This is a genomic window from Thioalkalivibrio sp. ALE14 (genome assembly GCF_000376845.1).
In the GTDB taxonomy this organism is placed as follows: domain Bacteria; phylum Pseudomonadota; class Gammaproteobacteria; order Ectothiorhodospirales; family Ectothiorhodospiraceae; genus Thioalkalivibrio.
Map to the genome: position 1 here is coordinate 43,781 of NZ_AQXY01000027.1, position 24,915 is coordinate 68,695.

Below are 24,915 nucleotides of genomic sequence, written 5' to 3' on the forward strand. Positions count from 1 at the left end.
AAAAAGGCCGTTCGGCAGGCCAGTCGAAGGCACCCGGATAACACTCCGGAACGCCCGCGCCTACCCGAACAGTCGTGTCAGGTCATTGTACAGGGCCAGTGTCATCAGACCCGCAATCGCCAGCAGGCCCACCTGCTGGCCGATGATCTGGGTGCGTTCCGACACCGGGCTGCCCTTCACCGCCTCCGCGGCGTAATACAGCAGATGTCCACCGTCCAGCATCGGGATCGGCAGCAGGTTGATGATCCCGAGCGACACGCTCACCAGCCCGAGAAACCCCAGGAACGCCGAGATCCCGATCAGTGCCGAGACCCCCGCGAACTCGGCTATGGTAACCGGTCCGCTGATATTTTTAACCGACGCATCGCCAGTGATCATGCGCCACAGGATCCCGAGGGTCAGTACCGACACGTCCCACGTGCGCTGCACGCCCGAGACGAACGCCGAGACCGGGCCCTGGCGCACCAGCACCGCCATGTCCCGGGCCGCCGCCTGATCCGTGTCCACCCCCGCGCCGATCCGGCCAATTGTTCCACCGTCGTGCTCCACGGCTTCCGGCGTCATGCGCAACTCGAGGGTTCGTCCATCGCGCTCCACGGTCACCCGGAGATCCGCCTCCGGGTGGTCGCGCACCACCTCGACCCAGCGATTCCAGTCAGCCACCGGCTCGCCGTCCACGGCCAGCACGCGATCTCCCGGCTCCAGCCCGGCGGCCGCTGCGGGGCTCCCGGCCTCCACGGCACCAATGCGCGGCTCAAGCAGGGGCCGGTAGGGCTGCAGCCCCAGCTTGTCGAGGAACTGTCCCTCGCCCAGCAACTCCTGGCGGTCGCGCAGGTCGACCTCTCGCTCGACTTCGCGACCATCGACATCCCGGACCAGCAGCGTAACGGCCTCGCCTCGCACCGCATGATCCAGCAGCCTCAGGTTGGCCTGTTCCCAATCCACCACCGCACGATCACCGACCCGCAGGATCTCCTGTCCCCGCTCGAGTCCGGCCTCGGCGGCCGGCGAACCGGATGCGACCTCGCCGAGGATCGGCTTGATGCCGCCCACACCGACCATGAACATCACGGCGTACACCACAATGGCCAGCAGAAAGTTCGCCGCAGGGCCCGCCGAGACCACGAAGGTGCGCGCCCCGAGGCTTTTCTGGTTGAAAGCACGGGACACCTCTCCATCCGCCACCGGCCCCTCGCGCTCGTCCAGCATCTTCACGTAGCCGCCGAGCGGCAGCGCGGCGATCACGAACTCGGTCCGGTCTCGCCCGAAATAGCGCTTGTACAGCGGACGCCCGAAACCCACCGAGAACCGCAGCACCTTCACGCCCATCAGACGCGCGGCGAGGTAGTGTCCGTACTCGTGCACGGTCACCAGCACACCAATGGCCACCGCAAAGGCCAGCAGGCTCGTCAGGAAGGTCATGATAGGACCGGCCGCGCGTTCGCGACCTGTTCCCCCGCGATCGCGCGTGCCCGGTGGTCGGCACCCAGAACCCGCTCCAGCGAATCGGCCGGCTCGACGTCCATCGCATCCAGAGTGGCCGCGATCACCGCCGGGATTTCGCTGAAGGCCAGGCGCTCGTCGAGAAATGCCTCCACCGCGACTTCATTGGCCGCGTTCAGCACGGCCGTGGCCGTCCCGCCCAATTCCAGTGCCCGGTAGGCAAGCCCCAGGGCCGGGAAACGTGCGGCCTCGGGTTCGGCAAACTCCAGCTTGCCCATGGTCAGCAAATCTAGCGGTTCCACGCCCGACTCCATACGTTCGGGCCAGGCCAGCGCATGGGCAATGGGCGTACGCATGTCCGGGTTGCCCAGCTGGGCCAGCACGGAGCCATCGTCGTAGGCGACCATCGAGTGCACGATGCTCTGCGGGTGCAGCACCACCTGGATCGCCGATGGCGGCACCGCAAACAGCCAGCAGGCCTCGATGACCTCCAGGCCCTTGTTCATCATGGTGGCCGAGTCCACCGAGATCTTGCGGCCCATGTCCCAGTTGGGATGGGCGCAGGCCTCGTCCGGGGTGATCCCGGCGAAGCTGTCGAGCGGCCGGTCCCGGAACGGCCCACCCGACGCCGTCAGCCAGATCCGGCGTGCCCCGTGCGGGGTCACCGACTCCGCACAGACATAGCCATTCGGCAGGCACTGAAAGATGGCGTTGTGTTCGGAGTCGATCGGCAGCAGGCAAGCGCCGGAACGGCGCACGGCATCCATGAGCAAGGCCCCGGACATCACGAGGGCCTCCTTGTTGGCCAGCAGGACCCGCTTGCCGGCCTCGGCCGCCGCCAGTGTCGGCAGCAGCCCCGCCGCCCCGACAATCGCCGCCATCACCGCATCGACCCCGGGCGCCCGCGCCACCTCGGCCAGGGCTTCCGACCCCGACCGGACCTCGGTGCGCGCGCCGGCAGCGGCCAGCGAAGTCCGCAGCGCCTCGGCCGCCTCGGGATCCACCATCACCGCGACCTCGGGTCGGTGGGCAAGGCACTGCTCGCGCATCCGTTCCACGTTGCGGTGAGCCGTCAGCGCAAACACCCGGAACCGCTCGGGCTGCCGCCCCACCACGTCGAGCGTGCTCACGCCGATGCTGCCGGTCGATCCGAGAATGGTGATGTGCGTCGTGTTCATGGGCCTCTGCCTGCGTTCGCGCTACGCCGTCGCCGACGGCATCGGGACCAGCGCCAGCCAGAGCAGGCCGGCGAGAAACACCGGGGCCGCCGCGACCATGCTGTCGAACCGGTCCAGAATACCCCCGTGACCCGGCAGCAAGGAACCACTGTCCTTGGCTCCCGCCTCGCGCTTCAGGATACTCTCGAACAGGTCGCCCACCACCGAGACCAGACCGATCAGGACCGACAGCAGCAGGAAGACCAGCGCGTCCATCGGCTCGAGCCCCCAGATCCCCGCCACCACGATCGCGAAGGCCAGCACGGTCACCAGGCCCCCGAACAATCCCTCACGGGTCTTCCCCGGGCTGATATGGGGCGCAAGCGGATGGCGGCCGAAGGCCTTGCCGGCAAAATACGCGCCGGTATCCGCGAGTCCGACCAGCACCACCAGATACACGACCAGCAGTGGTGCCAGGGCATGCAGCCATACCAGTCCCATGCCGGCCGGCACCAGGGACACGATCGCGGCCACCGCAAAGAGCGGCCCTCGCCGATTCTGCCCCGCCACTTCATGTTCACGGTAGAACGGCAGGACCAGCAACACGACCAGCCACCACAGAAGCGCGAGCCCGAGAATCAGGTAGTGCAGCCCGGCGACCGGCGTCAGGCCCAGCGCCAGGACCGGCGCAATCACGGCCAGGACCAGTCCGCCCCGAGCCGCCGCCCCGTCAAGGCCGGAAAGCCCGGCCCATTCCCAGGTGGCCAGGCCGAGAATCAGCGCAATCAGCAACAGAACCGCCCAGTTCGGACCCCAGGCCACCAGCGCCAGCGCGGGGAGACCCAGGATCGAGGCAGTCAGGATGCGCTGCCTAAGCACTGGGCACCTCGCCCGGCTCCACCGGCGCCGAGCCGGAGAGGACCCGGCCAAACCGCCGCTGCCGGCGCGCATACCAGGACAAGCCCTCTTGCAGCTCAGCCGCGCTCACATCGGGCCAGAAGGTATCGATGAACAGCAGTTCGGCGTAGGCCGCCTGCCACAGGAGGAAATTGCTGATCCGGCTTTCGCCTCCGGTGCGGACCAGCAGATCGACATCGGGGAGCCCGGCCGTACTGAGATGGCCGGCAAATGACGCCTCCGGGTCCGAATCATCCCCGCCGGCCGCTACCCAGCGCCGCGCGGCCTGCAGGATGTCCCAGCGCCCGCCATAACCCAGCGCCACCACGAGGCGCATGTGTTCGTTCCTCGCGGAGGCCTGCTCGGCCTCGACCATGCGCGTCTGGAGATCCGGCGGGAAGCTTGCGCGATCACCAATGAAGCGTAGCGCGATTCCGCGCTCGACAAGTTCCGGGAGTTCCGCCTCGATGGCGGACACGAAGAGATCGAACAGGGCTTCGACTTCGTCACGCGGCCGGGCCCAGTTCTCGCTGCTGAAGGCGAACAGCGTCAGGGTGTCCACACCCTGTTCGGCAAAGAACCGAACGGCATTGCGCGTGGCCTCCAGCCCGGCGCGATGGCCCTCCGAGCGACTCAGGCCACGGGCCTCGGCCCAGCGCCCGTTGCCATCCATGATGATGGCGACGTGCGCGGGCAATGCCTCCGTGGATGTACTGGAAACCGGCATCGCGCGCGCCGGTCAGACTTCCATCAGCTCGGCTTCCTTGTCCGCGAGCATCGCATCGACCTTGGCGATGTGGTCGTCGGTCAGCTTCTGGATCTGTTCCTGCGCCTTGTGCTCGTCGTCCTCGGACATCTCCTTGTCCTTGACCAGCTGCTTGAAGGCATTGTTGGCGTCACGCCGGATGTTGCGCACGGCCACGCGTGCGTGCTCGGCCTCGGCCCGGACCACCTTGACCAGATCGCGGCGGCGCTCCTCGGTCAGTGCCGGCAGCGGAACCCGGATCACGGTCCCCATGCTGGCCGGGTTGAGTCCCAGATCGGAGGTCATGATGGCCTTTTCGATCTTGCCCACCATGTCCTTCTCGTAGGGCACCACGGCCAGCGTGCGCGCATCCTCCGCCGTGATATTCGCGACCTGGTTGATCGGCACTTCCATGCCGTAGTACTCCACGTGCACGTGTTCCAGCAGCGTCGGGTGGGCACGCCCGGTGCGGATCTTCGACAGCTCGTTGCGCAGCGCTTCCAGGCTCTTGTCCATGCGCTCGCGCGCATCCTTGATGGTGGCGTCACTCATTGCGGGATCCCTCGACCAGGGTACCAACCGCCTCGCCCATCACGAGCCGTTGCAGGTCGCCCCTGGCAAACATGTTCATTACACGAATCGGCAGGCCATTGTCGCGGCACATCACCAGGGCCGTGGTATCCATCACGCCCAGGCGCTGTTCCAGCGCATCGTCGAACGTCAGCCGCTCGTAGCGCCGGGCATCCTTGGTGGTCACCGGGTCGGCATCGTAGACGCCGTCCACCTTGGTGGCCTTGATCATGATATCCGCATTGATCTCGATCGCCCGCAGACTCGCCGCGGAATCGGTAGTGAAAAACGGATTGCCGGTACCGGCCGCGAACACCACGATCCGGCCTTTCTCCAGATGCCGCACCGCACGCCGCCGGATGTAGTCCTCGCACACCTGATTGATGCGGATCGCCGACATCACACGCGAAAAGCGTCCGGCCCGCTCGATCGCGTCCTGAAGCGCCAGGGCATTGATGACGGTCGCCAGCATGCCCATGTGGTCGCCGGTCACCCGGTCCATGCCGCCCTGTGCCAGCCCCGCACCACGGAAGATGTTGCCGCCACCGATCACGATGCCGACCTCGACTCCCATGCGGGAAAGCTCCGAGACCTCTTCGGCCACCTGCGCCAGGACATCCGGGTCAACCCCGTAGGATTGCTGGCCCATCAGGGCCTCCCCGCTCAACTTCAGAAGGATGCGCCGGTACGCGGGCTGGCTGTCCTGACTCATGGGGTTCCTTGTCTCGGGCTCGGTTATTCTCGCTCGCCAGACTTTTCTGGCCCTTTTATCCGGAAGCGGCCGCATCAAGCGGCCGCCCGGGGTCCTGCTGCCTCAGGCGCCGCGCGCCTGGGCCATTACCTCTTCAGCAAAGTTCTCGGTCTTCTTCTCGATCCCTTCGCCGACTTCGTAGCGGATAAAGCCGGACACGGAGGCACCCTTGCTTCCCAGCAGCTGGCCTACGGTCTGGTCCGGATCCTTGACGAACGGCTGGCCGACCAGCGTGATCTCGCCCAGATACTTGCGGATCCGCCCTTCGATCATCTTCTCGATGATGTTCTCGGGCTTGCCGGACTCTTCCGCCTGCGCCTTGAAGATCGCGCGCTCCTTGTCGAGCATCTCGGTCGGGACCTGGCTCTCGTCCACGCACACCGGGTGGCTGGCGGCGATATGCATCGCGATATCCTTGGCCAGCTGCTCGTCGCCCCCGTTCAGGCCGACCAGCACGCCGATGCGGGCACCGTGCTGGTAGAAACCCAGCGCGCCTTCCGCGGACATGCGCTCGAAACGACGCACCTGGACGTTCTCGCCGACCTTGGCGATCAGCTGGGTGCGCTGCTCTTCCAGGGTCTGGCCGTCGACCGTCTCGGCCATCAAGCCTTCCACCGAATCGGCGGAGGTATTCAGCGCCACGCTCGCGCAGGTGCTGGTGAAGGCACGGAAGTTGTCGTCGTTGCCGACGAAGTCCGTCTCGCAGTTGATCTCGACGATCACGGCGCGCGAACCCTCGCTGGCGATCTCGACGCGGCCCTCGGCGGCAACCCGGTCGGCCTTCTTGTCGGCCTTGGCCATGCCCGACTTGCGCATGGCCTCCACGGCCGCTTCCAAGTCACCCCCGGTCTCGGTCAGGGCCTTCTTGCATTCCATCATGCCGGCGCCGGTGCGCTCGCGCAGTTCTTTCACTTGTGCAGCAGTAATCTGCATCGTTGGTGCTCCTGAATCATGCTTGGTCCGGCCGTCCACTCGGACGGCCGGACCCAGTTATCAAGCGGGGTTGGCGGGCGACGCGGCGTCGGAACCGTCGGTGGAGGCCGCAGCGGCCGGCTCGACGAATTCTTCCTCGCTCACCCCTCCGGTGCTCACGGCGCCCTTGGCCTCGATAATGGTGTCGGCAATCGCGGCCACATACAGCTGGATCGCGCGCATCGCGTCATCGTTGCCCGGGATCACGTAGTCCACGCCTTCCGGGGAATGGTTCGAGTCGACCACGGCCACGACCGGGATGCCGCGCTTCTTCGCCTCGGCCACGGCAATCTTCTCGTAGCCGACATCGATCACGAACATCGCGTCGGGCATGCGGTTCATGTCCTTGATACCGCCCAGGCTGCGGTCCAGCTTGTCCTTCTCGCGGCGACGGCTCAGGGCCTCGCGCTTGTTCAGGACCTGGAAGCTGCCGTCGGCATCCATCGTCTCGAGGTCCTTCAGGCGCTTGATCGACTGCTTGACCGTGTTGAAGTTGGTCAGCATGCCACCCAGCCAGCGATGGCTGACGTGCGGCATCCCGCAGCGCCGCGCTTCTTCCGCGACCACGTCGCGGGCCGAGCGCTTGGTGCCGACGAACAGGATCTGGCCACCGTCGGCCGCGATCTTGCCGAGGAAGTTCAACGCATCGTTGAACATCGGCAGGGATTTCTCGAGGTTGATGATATGAATCTTGTTGCGTTCCCCGAAGATGTACGGGGCCATCTTGGGATGCCAGTAACGCGTCTGGTGGCCGAAGTGCACACCGGCCTCCAGCATCTGTCGCATAGTCACGAGGGACATGAGTTTTCTCCTGTAACGGGTTGAGCCTCCACGCATCCCGATCTGAAACCCGAACCGAATCTTCTTCGCGAGCGGGCACCCGACAGACCGTGCCGATACGTGTGTGGATTAAGGTTTCGAATGCCGGCCCGGCAAAGGGCGGCTTCCGGCCCCGCCGAATTGCCAGCAAGGCGCGCGCTTTATAGCATAGGACGCTTACCCGAACCAAACGCCGAGCCCCTCCGGGCGCCGCGGCGGGAGCCCTCATGTCCGTATCCATCAAGACCCCCGAAGAGATCGAACACATGCGCGTCGCCGGCCGTCTGGCCGCCGAAGTCCTCGAGATGATCGAGCCCCACGTGCAGGCCGGCGTGACGACCGGGGAACTGGACCGGATCTGCCACGACTACATCGTGAACACCCAGGATGCGATCCCGGCTCCGCTCAACTATCGCGGCTTTCCGAAGTCGATCTGCACCTCGGTCAACCACCAGGTCTGTCATGGCATTCCCGGTGACCGGAAGCTGAAGAACGGCGACATCCTCAACATCGACATCACCGTCATCAAGAACGGCTTCCACGGCGATACCAGCCGCATGTTCGTGATCGGCAAGGCCGGCATCCAGGCCCAGCGGGTGATCGACGTGGCCCGAACCAGCATGTACCTCGGCATCCAGCAGGTCCGGCCCGGGGCCACGCTCGGCGACGTCGGCCACGCCATCCAGGAATACGCCGAGGCACAGCGCTGCTCGGTGGTGCGTGAGTTCTGCGGTCACGGCATCGGCCGCGGCTTTCACGAGGACCCGCAGGTCCTGCATTACGGCAAGCCCGGCACCGGCATGACGCTGGAGGAAGGCATGTGCTTCACCATCGAACCGATGATCAATGCGGGACGCCGGCATACGCGCATCCTGGCCGATGGCTGGACCGCCGTGACCAAGGATCACAGCCCCTCGGCCCAGTGGGAGCACACCCTCCTGGTCACCGCGGACGGCTACGAGATCCTGACCCTGCGCAAGGACGAAACGCCACCCCAGGAGATCGCGGCCTGATCGAAGGGCTTCGTACCTGTTCCCCCGCCGATTCGAACCGCCCATTCCACGGAGCTCCAATGAATCCAGCGGGCAGCACACCCGGCGAACTCGATACGCCGGCCTTCACCCCGGACTGGGGCGAGGACTACCAGCGGTTAAGCCGCAACCCGGGGAATATCGCCCTGTTCCGGGATCGCCGCCGCGCCATCCTGGACCAGCAATACCAGGGCTTTCGCGACGGGATGCCCATCGCCGAACTGATCCACGGCCATGCCCGGCGCATCGACGAGCTGCTCAAGCTGATCTGGGCGCAAAAGGGCCTGGCCGACGATGACCAGCTCTGCCTGATCGCAGTCGGCGGCTACGGCCGCGGCGAACTGCACCCGGCCTCCGACATCGACATCCAGATCATCCTCGAGGGCGAGCATGACCGCGCCCGCTTTGAGCACATCAGCGACTTCGTCACCTTCCTCTGGGACATCGGCATCGAGGTCGGTCACAGCGTGCGCAGCATCGAGGACTGCACCCGCGAGGCACGCGACGACATCACCGTCGCCACCAACCTGATCGAGTCCCGCTACCTGGCCGGCCACCTGGGTCTTTTCAACGACTTCCGCGGCGCCATCGAACCCGACCGCATCTGGGACTCGCGCAGCTTCTACGCGGCGAAACTGGCCGAGCAGCAGGCCCGCCACCGCCGCTTCGGCGAGACCGCCTACCGCCTGGAGCCGAACGTCAAGGAAGGCCCCGGTGGCCTGCGCGACATCCAGATGATCGGCTGGGTCACCAAGCGACATTACGGGGCCGAACGCATCGAGGAGCTGGTCTCGCTGGGTTTCCTGCGCGAAGGCGAGTTCCGCGAGATGATGGAGGGACAGAACTTCCTCTGGCGGGTGCGCTTTGCCCTGCACATGCTGGCCGGCCGCCGCGAGGACCGCCTGCTGTTCGATCTGCAGCGCCAACTCGCCAACACCTTCGGCTTTGTCGACCAGAACCACAACCGGGCGGTCGAGCAGTTCATGCAGCGCTACTTCCGCACCATCAACGACCTCGAGCGACTGAACGAGCTGCTGCTGCAGCACTTCAACGAGGCCATCCTCGACGATCCCGAAGACCTGCAGGACCCGGTCCGCATCCATCAGCGCTTTCAGGTCCGCGGCGGCTACCTGGAGGCTGCCCACGACCAGGTCTTCATGATCTACCCCCCGGCGCTGCTGGAGGTCTTCCGCCTGCTGCAGGAGCACCCCGAGATCCAGGGCATACGGGCCTCGACCATCCGCCTGATCCGGGCACATCGCCACCTGATCGACGGTCATTTCCGGCGCAACCCGGTCTGCCGCGAGCTGTTCATGGACATCCTGCGGGCCCCGCGCGGCATCACCAGCCAGCTGCGGCGCATGAATCGCTACGGCGTGCTCGGCAACTACCTGCCGGCCTTCGGCCGCATCATCGGCCGCATGCAGTACGACCTGTTCCACGCCTACACCGTGGACGAACACACCCTCAACGTGGTGCGCAACGCCCGCCGTCTGGCGCTGCCGGAATTCGCCCACGAGCAACCCCTGGCCCACCGGATCTACACCGAACTGGAACGCCCCGAACGCCTGGTGCTGGCCGCGCTGTTCCACGACATCGCCAAGGGCCGCGGCGGGGATCACTCGGAGCTGGGGGCGCAGGACGCCCTGCACTTCTGCCAGCAGCACGGCCTGTCGGATACCGACGCCGGGCTGGTCGCCTGGCTGGTTCGCTCGCACTTGCTGATGTCCCTGACCGCGCAGCGCAAGGACATCTCCGACCCCGATGTTGTCCTCGCCTTCGCCCGCGAGGTCGCCACCCGCGAGCGGCTCGATTTTCTCTACCTGCTCACCATCGCCGATATCCGGGGCACCAACCCGGAGCTCTGGAACAGCTGGAAGGACTCCCTGCTTCAGACCCTCTACCACGCCACCCGCAACGTCCTGGATCGCGGTCTGGACACCCCGCCGGACATGGACGAGCAGATCCGCAAGACCCGCGCGGAGGCACTCGAGCGCCTGCAGCAGCAGGGATTCGAGCCGGACCAGGCGCGCCAGCTGTGGGACGAACTCGACGACGAATACTTCCTGCGTCACTCCGCCGACGAGATCGCGTGGCACGCGCGGGCCCTGCTCCCACTGGAGCCGGAGGCCCTCCCGCTGATCATGGTCCGCCCCAAGACTTCACGCGGGAGCACGGAGATCTTCGTCTACGCCGACGACCACCCGCACATCTTCGCCCGCATCACCAGCGCCCTGACCCAGCTCGGGCTGGACATCGTCGACGCCCGCATCATCACGACCAAGGGCGGCCGCACGCTGGATACCTTCCTCGTCCTCGAGAGTGGTGGCGGACAGACCGTGGATGCCGGCTATCGTGCCGACGAGATCCGCCAGAACCTGGAACGCGCCCTGGGGCACGAAGGCGGCATCCCCAACCCCGCCTCCCGGCAATTGCCGCGGCGGCTCAAGCACTTCGACGTGGACACGCGCATCGAATTCGAACCGACCGCCAGCGGCCATGCCACCCGGATGCGGCTGCGGGCCCTGGACCGACCGGGGCTGCTGTCCACGATCGGCCACATCCTTGCGGAACAGGGCATCGACGTCAGCACGGCCCGGATCGCCACCGCTGGCGAACAAGTGGAAGACAGCTTCCTGCTGAGCCGCCCGGGGCGCAGGCCCCTTGAGAGCGACGACCAGACCCGGCTGCGCCAGGCGCTACTCGAAGCGATCTGAGCCCGGCCCGGTCGCGAGGCCGGGGTGCGGATTGCACCCCTGGATCAGCGTCCGCGCGCCTCCAGTGGCAAGGGTTCGGGCTCCACGGGCACCTCGCCCAGAAGTCGCGTCTCGAAGTCCGTCAGCACACTGAATTCCACCCGCCGCGAAGCCCGGCGGTCCTCCTCACCCCGCTCGTCCAGCACGCGCCGCGAGGAGGACAGCCCCACCGCCGCCACCCGCGACCGAAACCAGTCCGCCTCCTGCAGGGCATCCAGCTGATAGGCGTATTCCAGGACCGCGCGCGTGCGCCGCTGGCTGAGGTCCATGTTGCCGAAATAGGCCTCCAGGGCATCATCGCTTCCCGCCCATTCGCTGGAGGTATGTCCCTCGATCCGGACCTCGCGGATCACCTCGGCAAAGGGCCGCAACTGCTCGGCATAGCGCGGCATAAAGTCCGCAAGGATCGTCTCGAAGCGCGGCCGGATTGTCGCCGAACTGCGCTCGAACAGGACCTCCGGCTCGCGGAAGCGCAGGGTCAGGCTGTCGCGATCCAGTTCCGCGTTCCAGCGCGGCAGATCCTCGCGAAACTCCTCCTCCAGCACCGAATAGATCGCGGCGCGCAGCGCGGCCGCCTCGTTGCGGACCTCGGTGTGGGCCGCGCTCTCGCGCTCCACCTGCACCATGTGCAGCAGGGCCAGGAACAGGAAGATCATCATCAGCGCGGCCATGAGGTCCGCCACCGCCAGCCAGTGCGAGCCCTGATCGGCCTCGCTCCCGCCACCCGGCCCTCGGCGGCGACGCGCGAGCCAGGCCAGCATCAGCTACGCCCGCCCGCGGATACGGCCGGAGCGGCGCGCTCGGCACCCCAGCGACCCTCGGCCGCATGGCCCGCCTGCACGGCGTTCTCGATACTCTCGAGCATCGCCTCCAGGCGGGCGTCCATCGCCGGGAAGGCCTCGGTGGCGCGGTCGCGCAGCGCCGCGATACTGCCCAGCAGCGCCTCCAGCTCCACCGTCTCCCGGCGCAGGCTCGACAGCGTCGATTCCTGGTCCTCCACGTGCCGGGTGATCTGCAGGGCCAGGCCGGTCATCCGCTCCAGGGTCTGCTCGGTTTGCTCCACCCCGGCCCGCGCCTGGTCGAACGCGCGGTGCAGGCCGTCCATCTGCTGACGGTACTGCTCCTGCCATTCCACCAGCCGGGCCACCGAGTCATCCAGACGCCGGAAGTTCTCGCCGAACTGCTCGCCCAGGCGGCTGTTGAAGTCGTGGATCACCCGCTCCAGGGCCTCGACCAGGTGTCCGCTGCTCATCTCCGTGATGCGCTCGGCCATGCCGTCCAGGGTCCGGGTCAGTTCGCGGTGCTGCTGCTCCAAGCGGGCGTCCAGGCGCTGATCCAGCGCGCGCACCGCCTCGCCCACGGCGAGCGTGGCGTCGCGCTGCTGCGCCGCCAGTTCTGCGTCATGGGATGGCCCGCTCGCGGCGCCTGTGGGCGAGGGTTCGCTGGCTGATACCGGCGCCGGCGCGATCACCTGTACGATCCGCAGCACGGCGGCCAGCAGGATGCCCACGATACTGGTCACGAAGGCCAGCTTGAGGCCCTCCAGCAGTGCAGGGATGCTGGCCTCGACGCGGCCGGCATCGAAGTCCAGCAGGCCAATGGCAACCCCTAGAAAGGTCCCGAGGATCCCGAGGGTCGTCAGCAAGGTGGGCGCAGCCCCCTGAAAGGCCACCGCACGGCGCAGGACGGTGGCCGCCAGGCCCGCCAGGAACAGCCCGAACAGCAACAGCACGAACATACCAATAACCGTCAACGGACTGAGCCCCTGGAGCGTGGCCAGCAGGGCCTCGGCAATCCTGTCAAATATTCCGGTCATGTCTTCTCCTGCCGCACCGTGGGCGCTCTCGTGAATCGCTGCCCCTTTGCGAAGCAAGAAAGAAGCCAATCCAGAAGGGTCCGGGCATGCGCGGCGCTAGGTGGCGATCGACCAGTTTTTGACAGTTGCGGATTGGAGCCACCTCAACCAGGGCGCATGAGCGTCATTTTTCTGGCTATTCACGCTAACCACACGCCGCTTCTGGTGAAGCCCTGACAGTCCAGCTAGAAAAGAAGGCTAGCCTGCGCGTCAGCGCGTATCCGGCTTCTGCAAACGGAGGTACACCGACATGTCCAGGGCGCCACCGGGTCAACCACCGCTTCGGGCATCCCGCATCGCGCGGGCCATTGCCTGCTCCCTAGCTGTGACCCTTCTAACGCAGGTGCCCGCACATGGGTCCGAAGCACGTCTGCTCGGCATACAGCCATTTCTCAGCCCTCCAGCGCTCTTCGAGCGCTACGCGCCGCTACGCGACTGGCTGGCCGCACACATCGGTGAGCCGGTCCGAATCGAGTCAGCACGCACCCGCGACGCCTTCCATCGCAGGCTTGCGGCCGAGCGCTACGACCTCGTCATCACCTCTCCACACGTGGTGCCCTTCCTGACAGAGGAGACAGGCTATCGCCCCGTGGCGGCCACACGCGACCGGCTGGCGATCGTGGTGGGCGTCAGGCCAGAAGCCCCGTTCACCCGTATGGAGGACCTGGCGGATGCGAGAATCGCGGCGCCCTTCGAGGAAAGCCTTGCTGCCGCTTTTCTGGACCACACGCTCTCGAATGTCGCATGGCCGTACGGATCCGCACCACCAACCATTCGGCACCACCATCACCACACTGGCGCTACAAGCACGTTTATTCGCGGGGAAGCGGAAGCCTTGGTCCTCGTCACGGACGGGGATCTGATCACCCAGCCGCGTCTCGACGAAACGACGCAGATGCTCATGTCGCTCGGCGAGGGCACCCTGATTCGCGTGATTTCCCGCTCACCAAGCTTTCCGGGGATGACGCTCCTCGTCAACGAGGAGGTGCTGGTCAACTCACCGGGATTGAGAGAGCAGTTAACGCGCCTGCAGGAGACGCCTCAGGGACGGGAGGTACTCCAGAAAATCCGCCACCGGGGCTTTGTCGCGATCGAGGAGGGCGACTATCGACCTTTCCGCCCGGATACCTTCGGCTGGGAACTCCCTTCCATGGGAGACGCAATGAATGACTGACCGGAGGATGTCTTGCGTTACCGCAATGGGCATCCTCAGGACAGTCCCGCTAGAATAACCGTGTTTGCATCATTTCCCGCTTAACCACCTACACTGGCGCGCATGCGACCCGGATCTCCCCCATGAATTTTGCCGACCCGGCCAAAAGCGTCCGTTCCTGTTCGCCGGCCGTCCCACTGCAGGGGTAAACGGTTCCGCATGCGGCTGAATTTCGCCTGGCAGATCATTATCGGCACCGTCGCGATCCAGGTCGCGATGGTGGCGGTGCTGATGTTCAGTGGCCTCTCCCAGGTCCAGCAGAACCAGTCCCAGATGCTCGAGCGCTTCGCCGAGCAGCAGGGTCGTCTGCTGTCCAGTGCCCTGACCCCGGGGCTTGCCTATGCCGACCCGACCATGCTGCAGGACCTCCTGGAGCTGGTCGCGGACGACTCCCACGTCCTCTATGCCGTGGTGCTCGACGCCCAGGATCGGACGATGGCCTCGGTGGGCATTTCGCCGGCGGCGATCACCGAACGCGCCAGAGGCATCCGCACCACGCCCGGCCAGATCGAAATCCTCCGCGAGATCGAGCTCGCCGGACAGCCCCTGGGTACCCTGGCAGTGGGGTATTCCACCGACGCGATCGACGCGCTCTCCGCCAACCTGCTGGAGCGCAACGTCCTTCTCGCCCTTGCGGTCCTGCTGCTGTCGACGGTCGCCGCGATCGTCTTCAGCCTGGTCATTACCCGCCGCCTGCGCCTGCTGAACCAGGGCGGCAAGGCCCTGCAGGGGGGGCGCCTGGACCACCGTATCCCGGTGCGTTCGAACGATGAATTCGGAGATCTGGCGCATACCTTCAATGACGTCGCCACCCACCTGGGTTCCACTCAGGCTACCCTGGAGCAGCAGAACCAGCAGCTCAACCGCTCAGTCGCGCGCCTGGAATCCATGCTGGGCGGCGCCAACGCCATTCTGTGGGAGGCCGACCCGGCAAGCCATGAATGGGAGTTTGTAGCCGGCGACACCCGCCGCCTGCTCGGCTTCCCCGCCCGCAACCTCGGCCGCGGCGAGCTACGGGCCCGGCACATCCACCCGAGCGACCTGCCACGAGTCCAGGCAGCCGCCCGTGAGAGCCGCGAACAGCCGCGCACGGTGGACTACCGCTTTGCCCATCGCGACGGACAGTGGATCTGGCTGCGCGACATCCTTTCCTGGGCGACAGACGCCGACGGTCGCGAGAATTTGCGCGGGCTCACGCTGGACATTACCGCTCATCGCCGGACCACCGATGCCCTCGCCGAAAGCGAGAATCGCTATCGAGACGTGGTCGACCACATCTCCGAGGTAATCTTCCGGACCGACGCGGATGGGCGCTGGACCCTGCTGAACCCGGCCTGGGAACACCTCACCGGCTTCACCGTGGAAGAGAGCCTGGGCCGGGCAATGTGCGATTTCGTCGCCCCCGAAGACCACGACGACGCGCGCAGCTTCTGCGCCACGCTGCTGGACGGTGGCTCACATGCCCAGTCGGAGGAGATCCGCCTGCGCACCCGCGACGGGGCCATCCGCTGGGTCAGCGTCTACGCCAGTGCCCGCTTCGACGACCAAGGGCAGATCATGGCGACGTTCGGAACCATGACGGACATCTCCGACCGCAAACAGGCTGAAGACGAGATCCGCCGACTCGCCTTCTTCGATGGCCTGACGCACCTGCCAAACAGGACGCTGCTTCACGACCGGCTCGGTCAGACGCTCGGCAACACCGAGCGCTCCCATCTGCACGGCGCGCTGCTGTTCATCGATCTCGACAACTTCAAGGACATCAACGACACCCTCGGGCACGCAGTCGGCGACGACCTGTTGCGGCAGGTCGCCGAGCGCATGCAGGACTCGGTGCGCGAGGCGGACACCCTGGCCCGACTGGGTGGTGACGAGTTCGTCGTCATCCTCAACGATCTCCATCCGGACCCGGCACGCGCGGCGACGCAGGCCGAGGCCGTGGGGCGCAAGCTCATCGACCTGCTGCGCGATCCCTTCGAACTCGCCGGCCAGAAGCGCCATGTCACGCCGAGTATCGGGGCAACCCTGTTCAGCGGCCGCAGCCTCGGTGTGGAAGAGATCCTGAAGCAGGCGGACCTCGCGATGTATCGCGCCAAGAACGCCGGCCGCAACACCGTGCGCTTCTACGACCCCGACCTGCACCGCGCCGTCGAGGCCCGCTTCGAACTGGAAAGCGAGCTGCGCCACGCCCTCGACAACAACGACTTCAACGTGCACTACCAGCCGCAGGTGGACGCCTCCGGCCGCGTCATCGGCGCAGAGCTCCTGCTGCGCTGGATGCACGCCACCCGCGGGGCGGTTTCGCCCGGCGAATTCATCCCGGTCGCCGAACAGACCGGGCTGATCGTCCCGATCGGGCGCAAGGTGCTGCGCGCGGCCTGCCAGCAGCTCGCCACCTGGCAGCACCAACCGGCGTTCCGCAACCTGACGCTAGCGGTTAACGTCAGTGCCCGACAGTTCCGTCACCGCCACTTCGTGCGCGATCTGGCCAGAATTCTCGAGGAGACGGGCGCTCCAGGGGAGCGCCTGAAGCTGGAACTGACCGAGAGCATGCTGCTGGATAACGTGGAAACGGTGATCGCCCACATCGAGGAGCTGCGCACCCTGGGGATCGAGTTCTCCCTGGACGATTTCGGGACCGGATACTCTTCGCTGGCCTACCTCAAACGCCTGCCGCTGGCGCAACTCAAAATCGACCAGTCCTTCGTGCGTGATGTCCTGGACGATCCGAACGATGCCGCGATCGCCCAGATGGTGGTCAACCTGGCGCACACACTGGATCTGGAAGTCATTGCCGAGGGTGTGGAAAACGACCAGCAGCGCGCCTTCCTCTTCGGCCTCGGCTGCCGCCACTTCCAGGGCTACCTCTACGGCCACCCCGACACCCTGGCGGAAATGGAGGCGCGGGTACTTCACCAGACCGGCAACGATCAGCCCGCGGCCCGGCACTAACCTTTCGTATTAATCGAATCATGTAGGGTGTTTTTCGGGATTTTCATTCGTATAAATCGGATCTAGGCTAGCGGGTATTCAAATCTGACAAACGAGGCACGTCGACCATGAATACCAAGATCCTGATCCTGTACTACTCCACCTGGGGCCACATCGAGCAGATGGCGGAGGCCGTGGCCCGGGGGGCCCGCGAAGTCCCGGATACCGAGGTCACGATCAAGCGCGTCCCGGAACTGATGCCGGACGAGGTAGCCCGCAACGCCGGCGCCAAGCTTGACCAGGCCGCACCCATCGCGAAGCCGGAGGAACTGGCGGACTACGACGCCATCATCATCGGCACCCCGACCCGCTTCGGCCGCATGGCCGCCCAGATGGCCAACTTCCTCGACCAGACCGGCGCCCTGTGGTTCGGCGACAAGCTGGTCGGCAAGGTCGGCAGCGTGTTCGGCTCCACCGCCTCGCAGCACGGTGGTCAGGAGACCACGCTGATCTCCACCATCGTCAACCTGCTGCACTTCGGCATGACCGTGGTTGGACTGCCCTACACCGAAAAGCGCATGCTCGACGTCAGCGAGGTCTCCGGCGGCACGCCCTACGGTGCGACCACGCTGGCCGCCGGCGACGGCTCGCGCCAGCCGAGCGAGAACGAACTCGGCATGGCCGCCTCGCAGGGTCGCCACGTGGCCGAAGTCGCACGAGCCCAGCGCCTGGGACGCCAGGCGGGCTGAACCGAGCGATCCACTGGCAGGTGAGTGTCCTTTACCTCGCCCGCCAGTGGCCCACGCCAAACCCGGCACGGGGTCGTTTCCCCCGTCACCACGCGGGGCCGACCCGCTTCACTACAAGGAGAGTATCGACATGGACCACACCCTCGACGACAGCGGCAAGCTCGTCCTGCGCCTGGCGCTCGGCATCATGATCCTGCTGCACGGCATCGCCAAGATCACCGGCGGTATCAGCGGCATCGAAGGCATGCTCGCGAACGCCGGGCTCCCGACCCTCCTCGCCTACGGTGTCTACATCGGCGAGATCCTCGCTCCGATCCTCATCATCATCGGTTTGTACTCGCGCATTGGCGCGGTGATCATTGCCATCAACATGGTCTTCGCCATCTTCCTGGCACATGCCAATGAGGTCTTCCAGCTCACCGGCCATGGCGGCTGGGCCCTCGAGCTGCAGGGCATGTTCCTGTTCGCGGCCATCGCCCTCGCCCTGACCGGCCCCGGCCGTTTCGCGATCAACCGCCTGTAATTCCGGGCACCACCCGGGGCGGCGCAATGCCGCCCCTTTCAGGTACCATGCGCGACCTCCACCCCCCCCGCGCAGACCGTCCGCCATGAGCCATGCCCAGACGCTGATCCTCGCAGCCCCCCAGATCCTTCCCGTGGTCCCCCGCAACACCCTACTGCAAGACCATGCACTGGTGATCCGGGACGGCATCATCCAGGCGATCGAGCCCCGGGAAACCGCCCGTGCCAACCACCCCGACGCCGAATACCGCGAGCACCCCGGGCAGGTCCTGATCCCCGGCCTGATCAACGCCCATACGCACTCCGGCATGAGCCTGTTACGCGGTATCGGCAGCGACCACACGCTGATGGACTGGCTGAAGCGCTACATCTGGCCCGCCGAAGGCAAGCTGCTGTCGCCGGAGTTCGTGCGCGCCGGCACCCGGCTCTCCGTCGCGGAGATGCTGCGCGGCGGCACCACCTGCTTCAGCGACATGTACCTGTTCGTGGAGGATGCCGCGCGGGTGGTTGACGAGACCGGCATCCGAGCCTCGCTGGGGCTGACTGTATTCGATTTCCCCACCCCCTGGGCGAGCACCGCAGACGAATACTTCCAGCGCGGGGCCGATGTCGTGGCGGCCTGGGGCGAGCATGACCGGATCACCTTCAATGTGGCTCCGCACGCGCCCTACACCGTTGGCGACGCGAGCCTGGAACGCGTCGCCGAACGGGCCCGCGAGCTGAACGCGCCCATCCACATGCACGTCCACGAGACGGCCAGCGAGGTCGCCGACGCCCTGCGCGATCAGGGCGAACGGCCCCTGGCGCGCCTCGCCCGTCTGGGCATGCTGGATCAGCCCTTCATCGCGGTGCACATGACCCAGGTCGATGACGACGACCTCGGCCTGCTGCACGGGCGCCCGGTGTCCATTGCCCACTGCCCGGAGTCCAACCTGAAGCTGGCATCGGGATTCTGCCCGGTCACGCGCCTCCAGGAGGCCGGTATCAACGTCGCCCTGGGCACCGACGGGACCGCCTCCAACAACGACCTCGACATGATCGGCGAGATGCGCACCGCCGCCCTGCTCGCGAAGGGCGTCAGCGGCGATGCCGCAGCCCTGCCTGCTGCCTCGGCTCTGGAGATGGCGACCCTGGGAAGCGCCCGGGCCCTGGGCCTGGATGGCCGCATCGGGTCACTGGAGCCCGGCAAGCAGGCGGACGTGGTCGCCGTGGACCTGCAGGCCCTGGAGCTGCTGCCGGCACACGACCCTAGCGCCCAGATTGTGTACGCCGCCACGCGCGAGGCGGTGCGCGACGTCTACGTGGCCGGACGACCGTTGCTCCGCGACCGCGAACTGCTTACGCTGGACCCGCAGGATCTCCGCGCCGAGGCCGATTACTGGCGCCTCCGGGTGCTGGAAACCCAGCAGCCCACTGCCTGAGGGAAACACTGATCAATGTACACGCTCGCGTTGGTACCCCAGGTTTTCCAAGACAAGGCGCGGTGCGCAGCCGATAGTTGTTCTACCGGCAAGGGCCGCAACGCAGGATCGGGGAACCTGGGGTGCCAACCCCGAGGGGCTCGGCCGCTTTTGCGCGCGCACGGCGTTGCGGCTCCCTTGTGCAGAATGACTGCACGGCAGTCACCGCGCCTTGTTCGCACGCAACAGCGACTCGAGCGCGAACGTGTACATTAATCAGTGTTTCCCTGAGCGAGACAGACGCCATGAGCCCCGAATCCCACTCCCAGACTTCTTCGCACGCAAACGTCGATAGCGCCGAGATCCACAAGTTCACGCACCGGGCGCACGAGTGGTGGGATCGCAGCGGCCCCTTCGCCACCCTGCACGCGATCAATCCGCTGCGCCTGGAGTGGATCGACGGCCAGGCGGAACTGGCCGGCAAGACGGTGCTGGACGTCGGCTGCGGCGCCGGGATCCTCTCCGAGGCGATGGCTGTACGCGGCGCGCAGGTGACGGCCCTGGACGCCGGCGCCGAACACCTCGAGGTCGCCCGCGAGCATGCCACGGAGGCCGGCCTGAAGATCCACTACCTGCACACCACCGCCGAGGCGCACGCCGAACATCACGCCGGCGACTACGACGTGGTCACCTGCCTGGAGATGCTGGAACACGTGCCCGACCCGGACGCGGTCATCGATGCGCTCGTGAAGCTCGTGCGCCCGGGCGGCTGGCTGTTCCTGTCCACCATCAACCGCACACCGCGCGCCTTTGCCGAGGCGATTGTGGGGGCGGAGTACCTCCTGCACATGCTGCCGACCGGCACCCATGAATACGGCCGCTTCATCCGGCCCTCGGAACTGGGCGCCGCGCTGCGCCGGCACGGCTTCGAAGTGACCGCGATGACCGGCCTGACCTATTCGCCGCTCAGCGGGCGCTACCGCCTGGTCCCCCGCACCGACGTGAACTACCTGATGGCCGCCCGCCGGGGCGAGGCCGACGCCGACGCCGACGCCGACGCCGACGCATGAGACACGAACTCGGATCGGTCCTGTTCGACCTGGACGGGACCCTGCTGGATACCGCCCCGGACATGCATGCGGCACTGGCCACCCTGATGGCCGAGCACGACCGCGCCCCGCTCCCGTTCCACGCCGTGCGCAACCATGTCTCCCACGGCTCGCAGGCCCTGGTGGCACTCGCGTTCCCCGATGCCGACCCCCACTTCACGGAGCATCTGAAGAAACGCTACCTGGAGATCTACGCCCGCGATCTGTGCCAGACCACCGCTCTGTTCCCCGGCCTCGCCGAACTGCTGGATGCCTGCGAGGCCCGTGGCTGGTCCTTCGGGGTCGTGACCAACAAGCCGGGCTGGCTCACCGATCCGCTGCTCGACGCTCTGGGGCTCCATTCACGCATGGCGGCGGTGGTCAGCGGCGACACCCTGCCCCAGCGCAAGCCCGACCCCGAACCCATGTGGCTGGCGGCGCGGCAGACCGGCCTGCCCCCGGGACACCACTGCTACTGGGGCGATGCCGAGCGTGACATCGCCGCCGGCCGCGCCGCCGGCATGCCGACGCTGATCGCCAACTGGGGCTACATCGACGCGGACCAGCAGCCGGATCAGTGGGGTGCCGACGCCGCCCTGGAGCAGCCGGATGATTTCTGGGCCTGGTACAACGGCGCCCCCGCCCCGGAGCGCAGCCTTGCCGGGTAACCATGCCTGCCGCGCCGCGTACGCCTCCGCGACCGGGGGCCGCTGAATGGCGATGGAGCCCCGAATCCGTGCGGCCTATCGCCACTGCCGCCAGCGTGCCACGGCGCATTACGAGAACTTCCCGGTGGCGTCCTGGCTGCTCCCCGCGCGCCTGCGCGGACCGGTCGCGGCGATCTACTGCTTTGCCCGCGACGCCGACGACCTGGCCGACGAGGACCCGCGCCCGGTCGCCGAACGGCGCCAGGCCCTGCTGGCGATGCAGGAACGCGTACAGATCCTCGAAGACCCGACCGCCGAACACGATCCCGAATGGATCGCCCTGGCCGACGCCCGCGCCCGCTTCAACCTCCCGGCGGCACCGTTCTCCGACCTGATCGACGCCTTCCTGCAGGACCTCGAACAAACCCGTTACGCCACCTTCGGCGAGGTGATCGACTACTGCCGGCGTTCGGCCAACCCCGTCGGCCGGCTCATGCTGCACCTCAACGGCAACCCGACCGAGGAAATGCTGGGCCATTCCGACGCCATCTGCTCCGCCCTGCAGCTGATCAACTTCTACCAGGACCTGCAACAGGACCTGGAGGAGAACAACCGCATCTACCTGCCACAGGAAGAGATGGACCAGTATGGTGTCACCGAGGCCATGCTCGCGGCCGGCAAGACCACCTTCCAGCTACGCAACCTGATGCAGTTCCAGTACGCCCGTGCCGACCGTCTGCTGCGGGCCGGCGCGCCCCTGGGCGGCATGCTGCGCGGGCGCATGGGGTTGGAGATCCGGGCGATCATCAACGGCGGCGCGCGCATCCTCTGGCGCCTGCGCCAGCAGGATGACGTCTTCTCCCGCCCGCGCCTGCGCACCCGCGACGCCTGGATCATCCTGAGCCACAGCCTGCGCCCGCGCCGGCGCGCACGGGCGCGCTAAACCACCCTGCTGTAGCGCCGCTGGCCTTCGGTGGCCAGATAGGCGTCGAAAGCCATGGCCACATTGCGCAGAAGCAGGCGGCCGCGGGGCAACACGTCCAGCCGGCCCTCCTCCATACGCACCAGGCCGTCTGCCTGCATGCCCTGGAGCCGTTGCAGCGCGTCCTCGAACACCTCGCCGAAGACGATCCCGTGGCGCGCCTCGATCGCGGCAAAGTCGATCCGGGAGTGGCACATCAGTTCGCTGATCACGTCCCGCCGCAAGCGGTCGTCGGCACTCAGTTTCAGGCCGCGAAAGACCGGGAGCCGCCCGGCATCGAGCCGCGCATAGTAGGCGTCCAGCTCCCGCAGATTCTGGCTGTAGGTCGCGCCGACCTTTCCGATAGCCGTCGGCCCCAGCGCCACCAGGTCGTACTCGGCCCGCGTGGAGTAGCCCTGGAAATTCCTCTGCAGCGTCCCGGCCCGCTGAGCCTCGGCCAACTCGTCGTCCGGCAGGGCAAAGTGATCCATCCCGATGTAGACGTAGCCCGCATCGGTCAGCCGGTCGATGGTCGTCTCCAGGATCGCGAGCTTTTCCGCCGCATCGGGCAGGTCGGTCTCGCGGATCTGGCGCTGGGTCTTGAACATCTGTGGCAGATGCGCGTAGTTGTAGATCGCGAGGCGCTCCGGCCGCAGCTCGAGGGCGCGTTCCAGGGTGCGGGTGTAGGTCTCCACCGTCTGCAGCGGCAGGCCGTAGATCAGGTCGAAGTTGGTGGACTCGAAGCCATGGTCGCGCGCCTGTTCAACGGCCCGCGCCGTGACCTCGAAGGGCTGGATGCGGTTGACCGCCCGCTGCACGTCCGGATCGAAGTCCTGCACCCCGAGGCTGATGCGGTTGAACCCCAGCTCGCCCAGCAGCGGGATGGTCCCGGGCCGCACCGCTCGCGGGTCGATCTCGATGGAGAATTCGCGCGCGTCACTACCGTCGAGCCGGAAGTGCCGCCCCAGCACGGCCATGACCCGCCGCAGGTCCTCGTCCCCGAGATAGGTCGGTGTACCCCCGCCGAAGTGCAACTGCCCCACGGGCCGGTCCGCATCGAACAGCTCGCCCTGCAGCTCGGCCTCGCGCTCCAGATACTCGAGATAGCGCTGCGCACGCTGGTAGTTGCCGGTGATCACCTTGTTGCAGGCGCAATAGAAGCAGACCGTGTCGCAGAACGGCACATGCACGTACAGCGACAGCGGACGCGCCGGGTCCGCCCCGTTGGCGGCCTGTGCCGCCTCGGCATACGCCCGGTCGTCAAAGCCCTCGTGAAACTGGGGGGCCGTGGGGTACGAGGTATAGCGCGGCCCGCTCACGTCATAGCGACGCAGGATCTCCGGATCGAATACCAGGCGCTGTTCCATCGGGTCCCCCTCGAGCGTTTTCCGCCCGTTTACGGCTTCGGATGGCCACAGGCTACGACCCCGCCCCGGCACCGGGCTTGATGCAGGTCAACAATCCGCCTTCGGGGGCGATCTCCCGCCCCCTGCGCCGCCTGTGCTAGCCTTCCCACCCTGTTCGAAACCCGCCACGCGAGAGCGCATGTCCCCCGACGAGTATTGCGAGGAGAAGGCCGCACAGAGCGGCTCCAGCTTCTACTACGCGTTCCGCTTCCTGGAACCCGACCGCCGCCGCGCGATCACCGCGCTGTACGCCTTCTGCCGCGAGGTCGACGACATTGTCGACGAGGTCAGCGAGGAGAGCATTGCCCGCACCAAGCTCGACTGGTGGCGCCAGGAAATCGAGCGCCTGTTCGAGGCCGAACCCCGCCACCCGATCACCCAGGCGCTGCAGCCCCACATCGCCGCCTTCGATCTGGGCCGCGAATATTTCGACGAGATCATCGACGGCATGCAGATGGATCTCGACTACGACAGCTACCCGGATTTCACCACCCTGTCGCTGTACTGCTATCGCGCCGCCAGCGTCGTCGGCATCCTGTCCGCCCACATCTTCGGCTATAACGATCGCCGCACGCTGAAGTATGCCCACGACCTCGGCATGGCGCTGCAGTTGACCAACATCCTGCGCGACGTCCACGAGGACGCCATGCGCGGTCGCGTGTACATCCCAATGGCCGAACTGCACAAGCACGGCGTGAAGCCCGAGGAATTCCAGGTGAACATCACCACCGACCGCCATCGCGCCCTGTTCGCGGAACAGGCGGAACGTGCCCGGCAGTACTACGATCGCGCCGAGGAACATCTCCCCGATGCCGACCGCTACGCGCAGCGCCCCGGACTGATCATGGCGGCGATCTACCGCACCCTGCTCGACGAGATCGAGGACGATGGCTTTCGCGTACTCGAGCACCGGGTGCGCCTGACCCCGATCCGCAAGCTCTGGATCGCCTGGCGCACGGCGCGACGGCTGAAGCGCGAGCATCGCCGCCGCGCGGCCTGACG

At 66.7% G+C, this 24,915-nt stretch carries 22 protein-coding genes; 11 read left to right on the top strand and 11 right to left on the bottom strand.

The features are described 5' to 3' along the window. Positions 1 to 60 precede the first annotated feature (60 nt). The 8 genes from rseP to rpsB all read right to left on the bottom strand — a co-directional run bounded on the left by rseP (position 61) and on the right by rpsB (position 7,336). Positions 61 to 1,422 carry an RIP metalloprotease RseP gene (gene rseP, locus F572_RS0107000; RefSeq protein ID WP_017941797.1) on the bottom strand — a complete coding sequence of 454 codons (1,362 nt, stop codon included), beginning with the start codon at positions 1,420 to 1,422 and terminating at the stop codon, positions 61 to 63. Continuing rightward, on the bottom strand, positions 1,419 to 2,621 hold the full coding sequence (gene ispC, locus F572_RS0107005) for a 1-deoxy-D-xylulose-5-phosphate reductoisomerase (protein WP_017941796.1): 1,203 nt from the start codon (positions 2,619 to 2,621) through the stop codon (positions 1,419 to 1,421). Before ispC ends, rseP begins: the two co-directional genes overlap by 4 nt. Positions 2,622 to 2,642: 21 nt before the next feature. Then, positions 2,643 to 3,479: a phosphatidate cytidylyltransferase gene (locus tag F572_RS0107010; RefSeq protein ID WP_017941795.1), complete on the bottom strand. Its 837-nt coding sequence runs from the start codon at positions 3,477 to 3,479 to the stop codon at positions 2,643 to 2,645. Then, on the bottom strand, positions 3,472 to 4,224 hold the full coding sequence (gene uppS, locus F572_RS0107015; RefSeq protein WP_017941794.1) for a polyprenyl diphosphate synthase: 753 nt from the start codon (positions 4,222 to 4,224) through the stop codon (positions 3,472 to 3,474). The genes F572_RS0107010 and uppS overlap by 8 nt, the downstream gene beginning before the upstream one ends. A 12-nt stretch (positions 4,225 to 4,236) precedes the next feature. Further along, positions 4,237 to 4,794, bottom strand: coding sequence for a ribosome recycling factor (frr, locus tag F572_RS0107020; protein ID WP_017941793.1), 558 nt, complete (start codon positions 4,792 to 4,794; stop codon positions 4,237 to 4,239). Then, entirely contained in the window at positions 4,787 to 5,524 is a 738-nt protein-coding gene (gene pyrH, locus F572_RS0107025; RefSeq protein ID WP_017941792.1) for a UMP kinase, read from the bottom strand. Before pyrH ends, frr begins: the two co-directional genes overlap by 8 nt. Positions 5,525 to 5,626: 102 nt before the next feature. Then, positions 5,627 to 6,496, bottom strand: a complete 870-nt coding sequence (gene tsf / locus F572_RS0107030) for a translation elongation factor Ts (RefSeq protein ID WP_018158426.1) — start codon at positions 6,494 to 6,496, stop codon at positions 5,627 to 5,629. Positions 6,497 to 6,556: 60 nt separating this feature from the next. Further along, entirely contained in the window at positions 6,557 to 7,336 is a 780-nt protein-coding gene (rpsB, locus tag F572_RS0107035) for a 30S ribosomal protein S2 (RefSeq protein ID WP_017941790.1), read from the bottom strand. A gap of 245 nt (positions 7,337 to 7,581) precedes the next feature. Here rpsB and map point away from each other — a divergent pair, with 245 nt between their 5' ends. Both map and glnD read left to right on the top strand, forming a co-directional pair. Further along, the gene (gene map, locus F572_RS0107040) at positions 7,582 to 8,367 is read left to right on the top strand and encodes a type I methionyl aminopeptidase (RefSeq protein ID WP_017941789.1); all 786 of its coding nucleotides are present in this window, start codon (positions 7,582 to 7,584) and stop codon (positions 8,365 to 8,367) included. Between the two features lie 59 nt (positions 8,368 to 8,426). Next, positions 8,427 to 11,102: a [protein-PII] uridylyltransferase gene (glnD, locus tag F572_RS0107045; protein ID WP_017941788.1), complete on the top strand. Its 2,676-nt coding sequence runs from the start codon at positions 8,427 to 8,429 to the stop codon at positions 11,100 to 11,102. Between the two features lie 44 nt (positions 11,103 to 11,146). Here glnD and F572_RS0107050 read toward each other — a convergent pair whose 3' ends face one another. Both F572_RS0107050 and F572_RS0107055 read right to left on the bottom strand, forming a co-directional pair. Continuing rightward, entirely contained in the window at positions 11,147 to 11,902 is a 756-nt protein-coding gene (locus tag F572_RS0107050; protein ID WP_017941787.1) for an OmpA family protein, read from the bottom strand. Further along, positions 11,902 to 12,957, bottom strand: coding sequence for a hypothetical protein (locus tag F572_RS0107055; protein WP_017941786.1), 1,056 nt, complete (start codon positions 12,955 to 12,957; stop codon positions 11,902 to 11,904). Before F572_RS0107055 ends, F572_RS0107050 begins: the two co-directional genes overlap by 1 nt. Before the next feature lie 289 nt (positions 12,958 to 13,246). On the opposite strand from F572_RS0107055, the gene F572_RS0107060 reads away from it, so the two are divergent. The 8 genes from F572_RS0107060 to hpnC all read left to right on the top strand — a co-directional run bounded on the left by F572_RS0107060 (position 13,247) and on the right by hpnC (position 22,489). After that, positions 13,247 to 14,170, top strand: a complete 924-nt coding sequence (locus F572_RS0107060; protein ID WP_017941785.1) for a phosphate/phosphite/phosphonate ABC transporter substrate-binding protein — start codon at positions 13,247 to 13,249, stop codon at positions 14,168 to 14,170. A gap of 198 nt (positions 14,171 to 14,368) precedes the next feature. Continuing rightward, complete coding sequence (locus tag F572_RS0107065) at positions 14,369 to 17,161, top strand: EAL domain-containing protein (protein WP_017941784.1); 2,793 nt, start codon at positions 14,369 to 14,371, stop codon at positions 17,159 to 17,161. Between the two features lie 107 nt (positions 17,162 to 17,268). Then, positions 17,269 to 17,889, top strand: a complete 621-nt coding sequence (gene wrbA / locus F572_RS0107070; protein WP_017941783.1) for an NAD(P)H:quinone oxidoreductase — start codon at positions 17,269 to 17,271, stop codon at positions 17,887 to 17,889. 130 nt (positions 17,890 to 18,019) lie between these two features. Next, positions 18,020 to 18,412 (top strand): DoxX family protein, encoded by a 393-nt coding sequence (locus F572_RS0107075; RefSeq protein WP_017941782.1) that lies wholly within the window; start codon positions 18,020 to 18,022, stop codon positions 18,410 to 18,412. Between the two features lie 85 nt (positions 18,413 to 18,497). Further along, positions 18,498 to 19,832 (top strand): TRZ/ATZ family hydrolase, encoded by a 1,335-nt coding sequence (locus tag F572_RS0107080; protein ID WP_017941781.1) that lies wholly within the window; start codon positions 18,498 to 18,500, stop codon positions 19,830 to 19,832. A gap of 284 nt (positions 19,833 to 20,116) precedes the next feature. After that, positions 20,117 to 20,881 (top strand): bifunctional 2-polyprenyl-6-hydroxyphenol methylase/3-demethylubiquinol 3-O-methyltransferase UbiG, encoded by a 765-nt coding sequence (ubiG, locus tag F572_RS0107085; protein ID WP_017941780.1) that lies wholly within the window; start codon positions 20,117 to 20,119, stop codon positions 20,879 to 20,881. Next, positions 20,878 to 21,567: a phosphoglycolate phosphatase gene (gph, locus tag F572_RS0107090; protein WP_017941779.1), complete on the top strand. Its 690-nt coding sequence runs from the start codon at positions 20,878 to 20,880 to the stop codon at positions 21,565 to 21,567. The genes ubiG and gph overlap by 4 nt, the downstream gene beginning before the upstream one ends. Before the next feature lie 52 nt (positions 21,568 to 21,619). Further along, positions 21,620 to 22,489, top strand: a complete 870-nt coding sequence (hpnC, locus tag F572_RS0107095) for a squalene synthase HpnC (protein ID WP_026142997.1) — start codon at positions 21,620 to 21,622, stop codon at positions 22,487 to 22,489. Here hpnC and hemN read toward each other — a convergent pair. Beyond that, on the bottom strand, positions 22,486 to 23,874 hold the full coding sequence (gene hemN / locus F572_RS0107100) for an oxygen-independent coproporphyrinogen III oxidase (RefSeq protein WP_017941777.1): 1,389 nt from the start codon (positions 23,872 to 23,874) through the stop codon (positions 22,486 to 22,488). The genes hpnC and hemN overlap by 4 nt on opposite strands. Before the next feature lie 178 nt (positions 23,875 to 24,052). Between hemN and hpnD the strand changes: the two genes are divergently transcribed. Next, complete coding sequence (hpnD, locus tag F572_RS0107105; RefSeq protein ID WP_017941776.1) at positions 24,053 to 24,913, top strand: presqualene diphosphate synthase HpnD; 861 nt, start codon at positions 24,053 to 24,055, stop codon at positions 24,911 to 24,913. Positions 24,914 to 24,915: the final 2 nt, after the last annotated feature.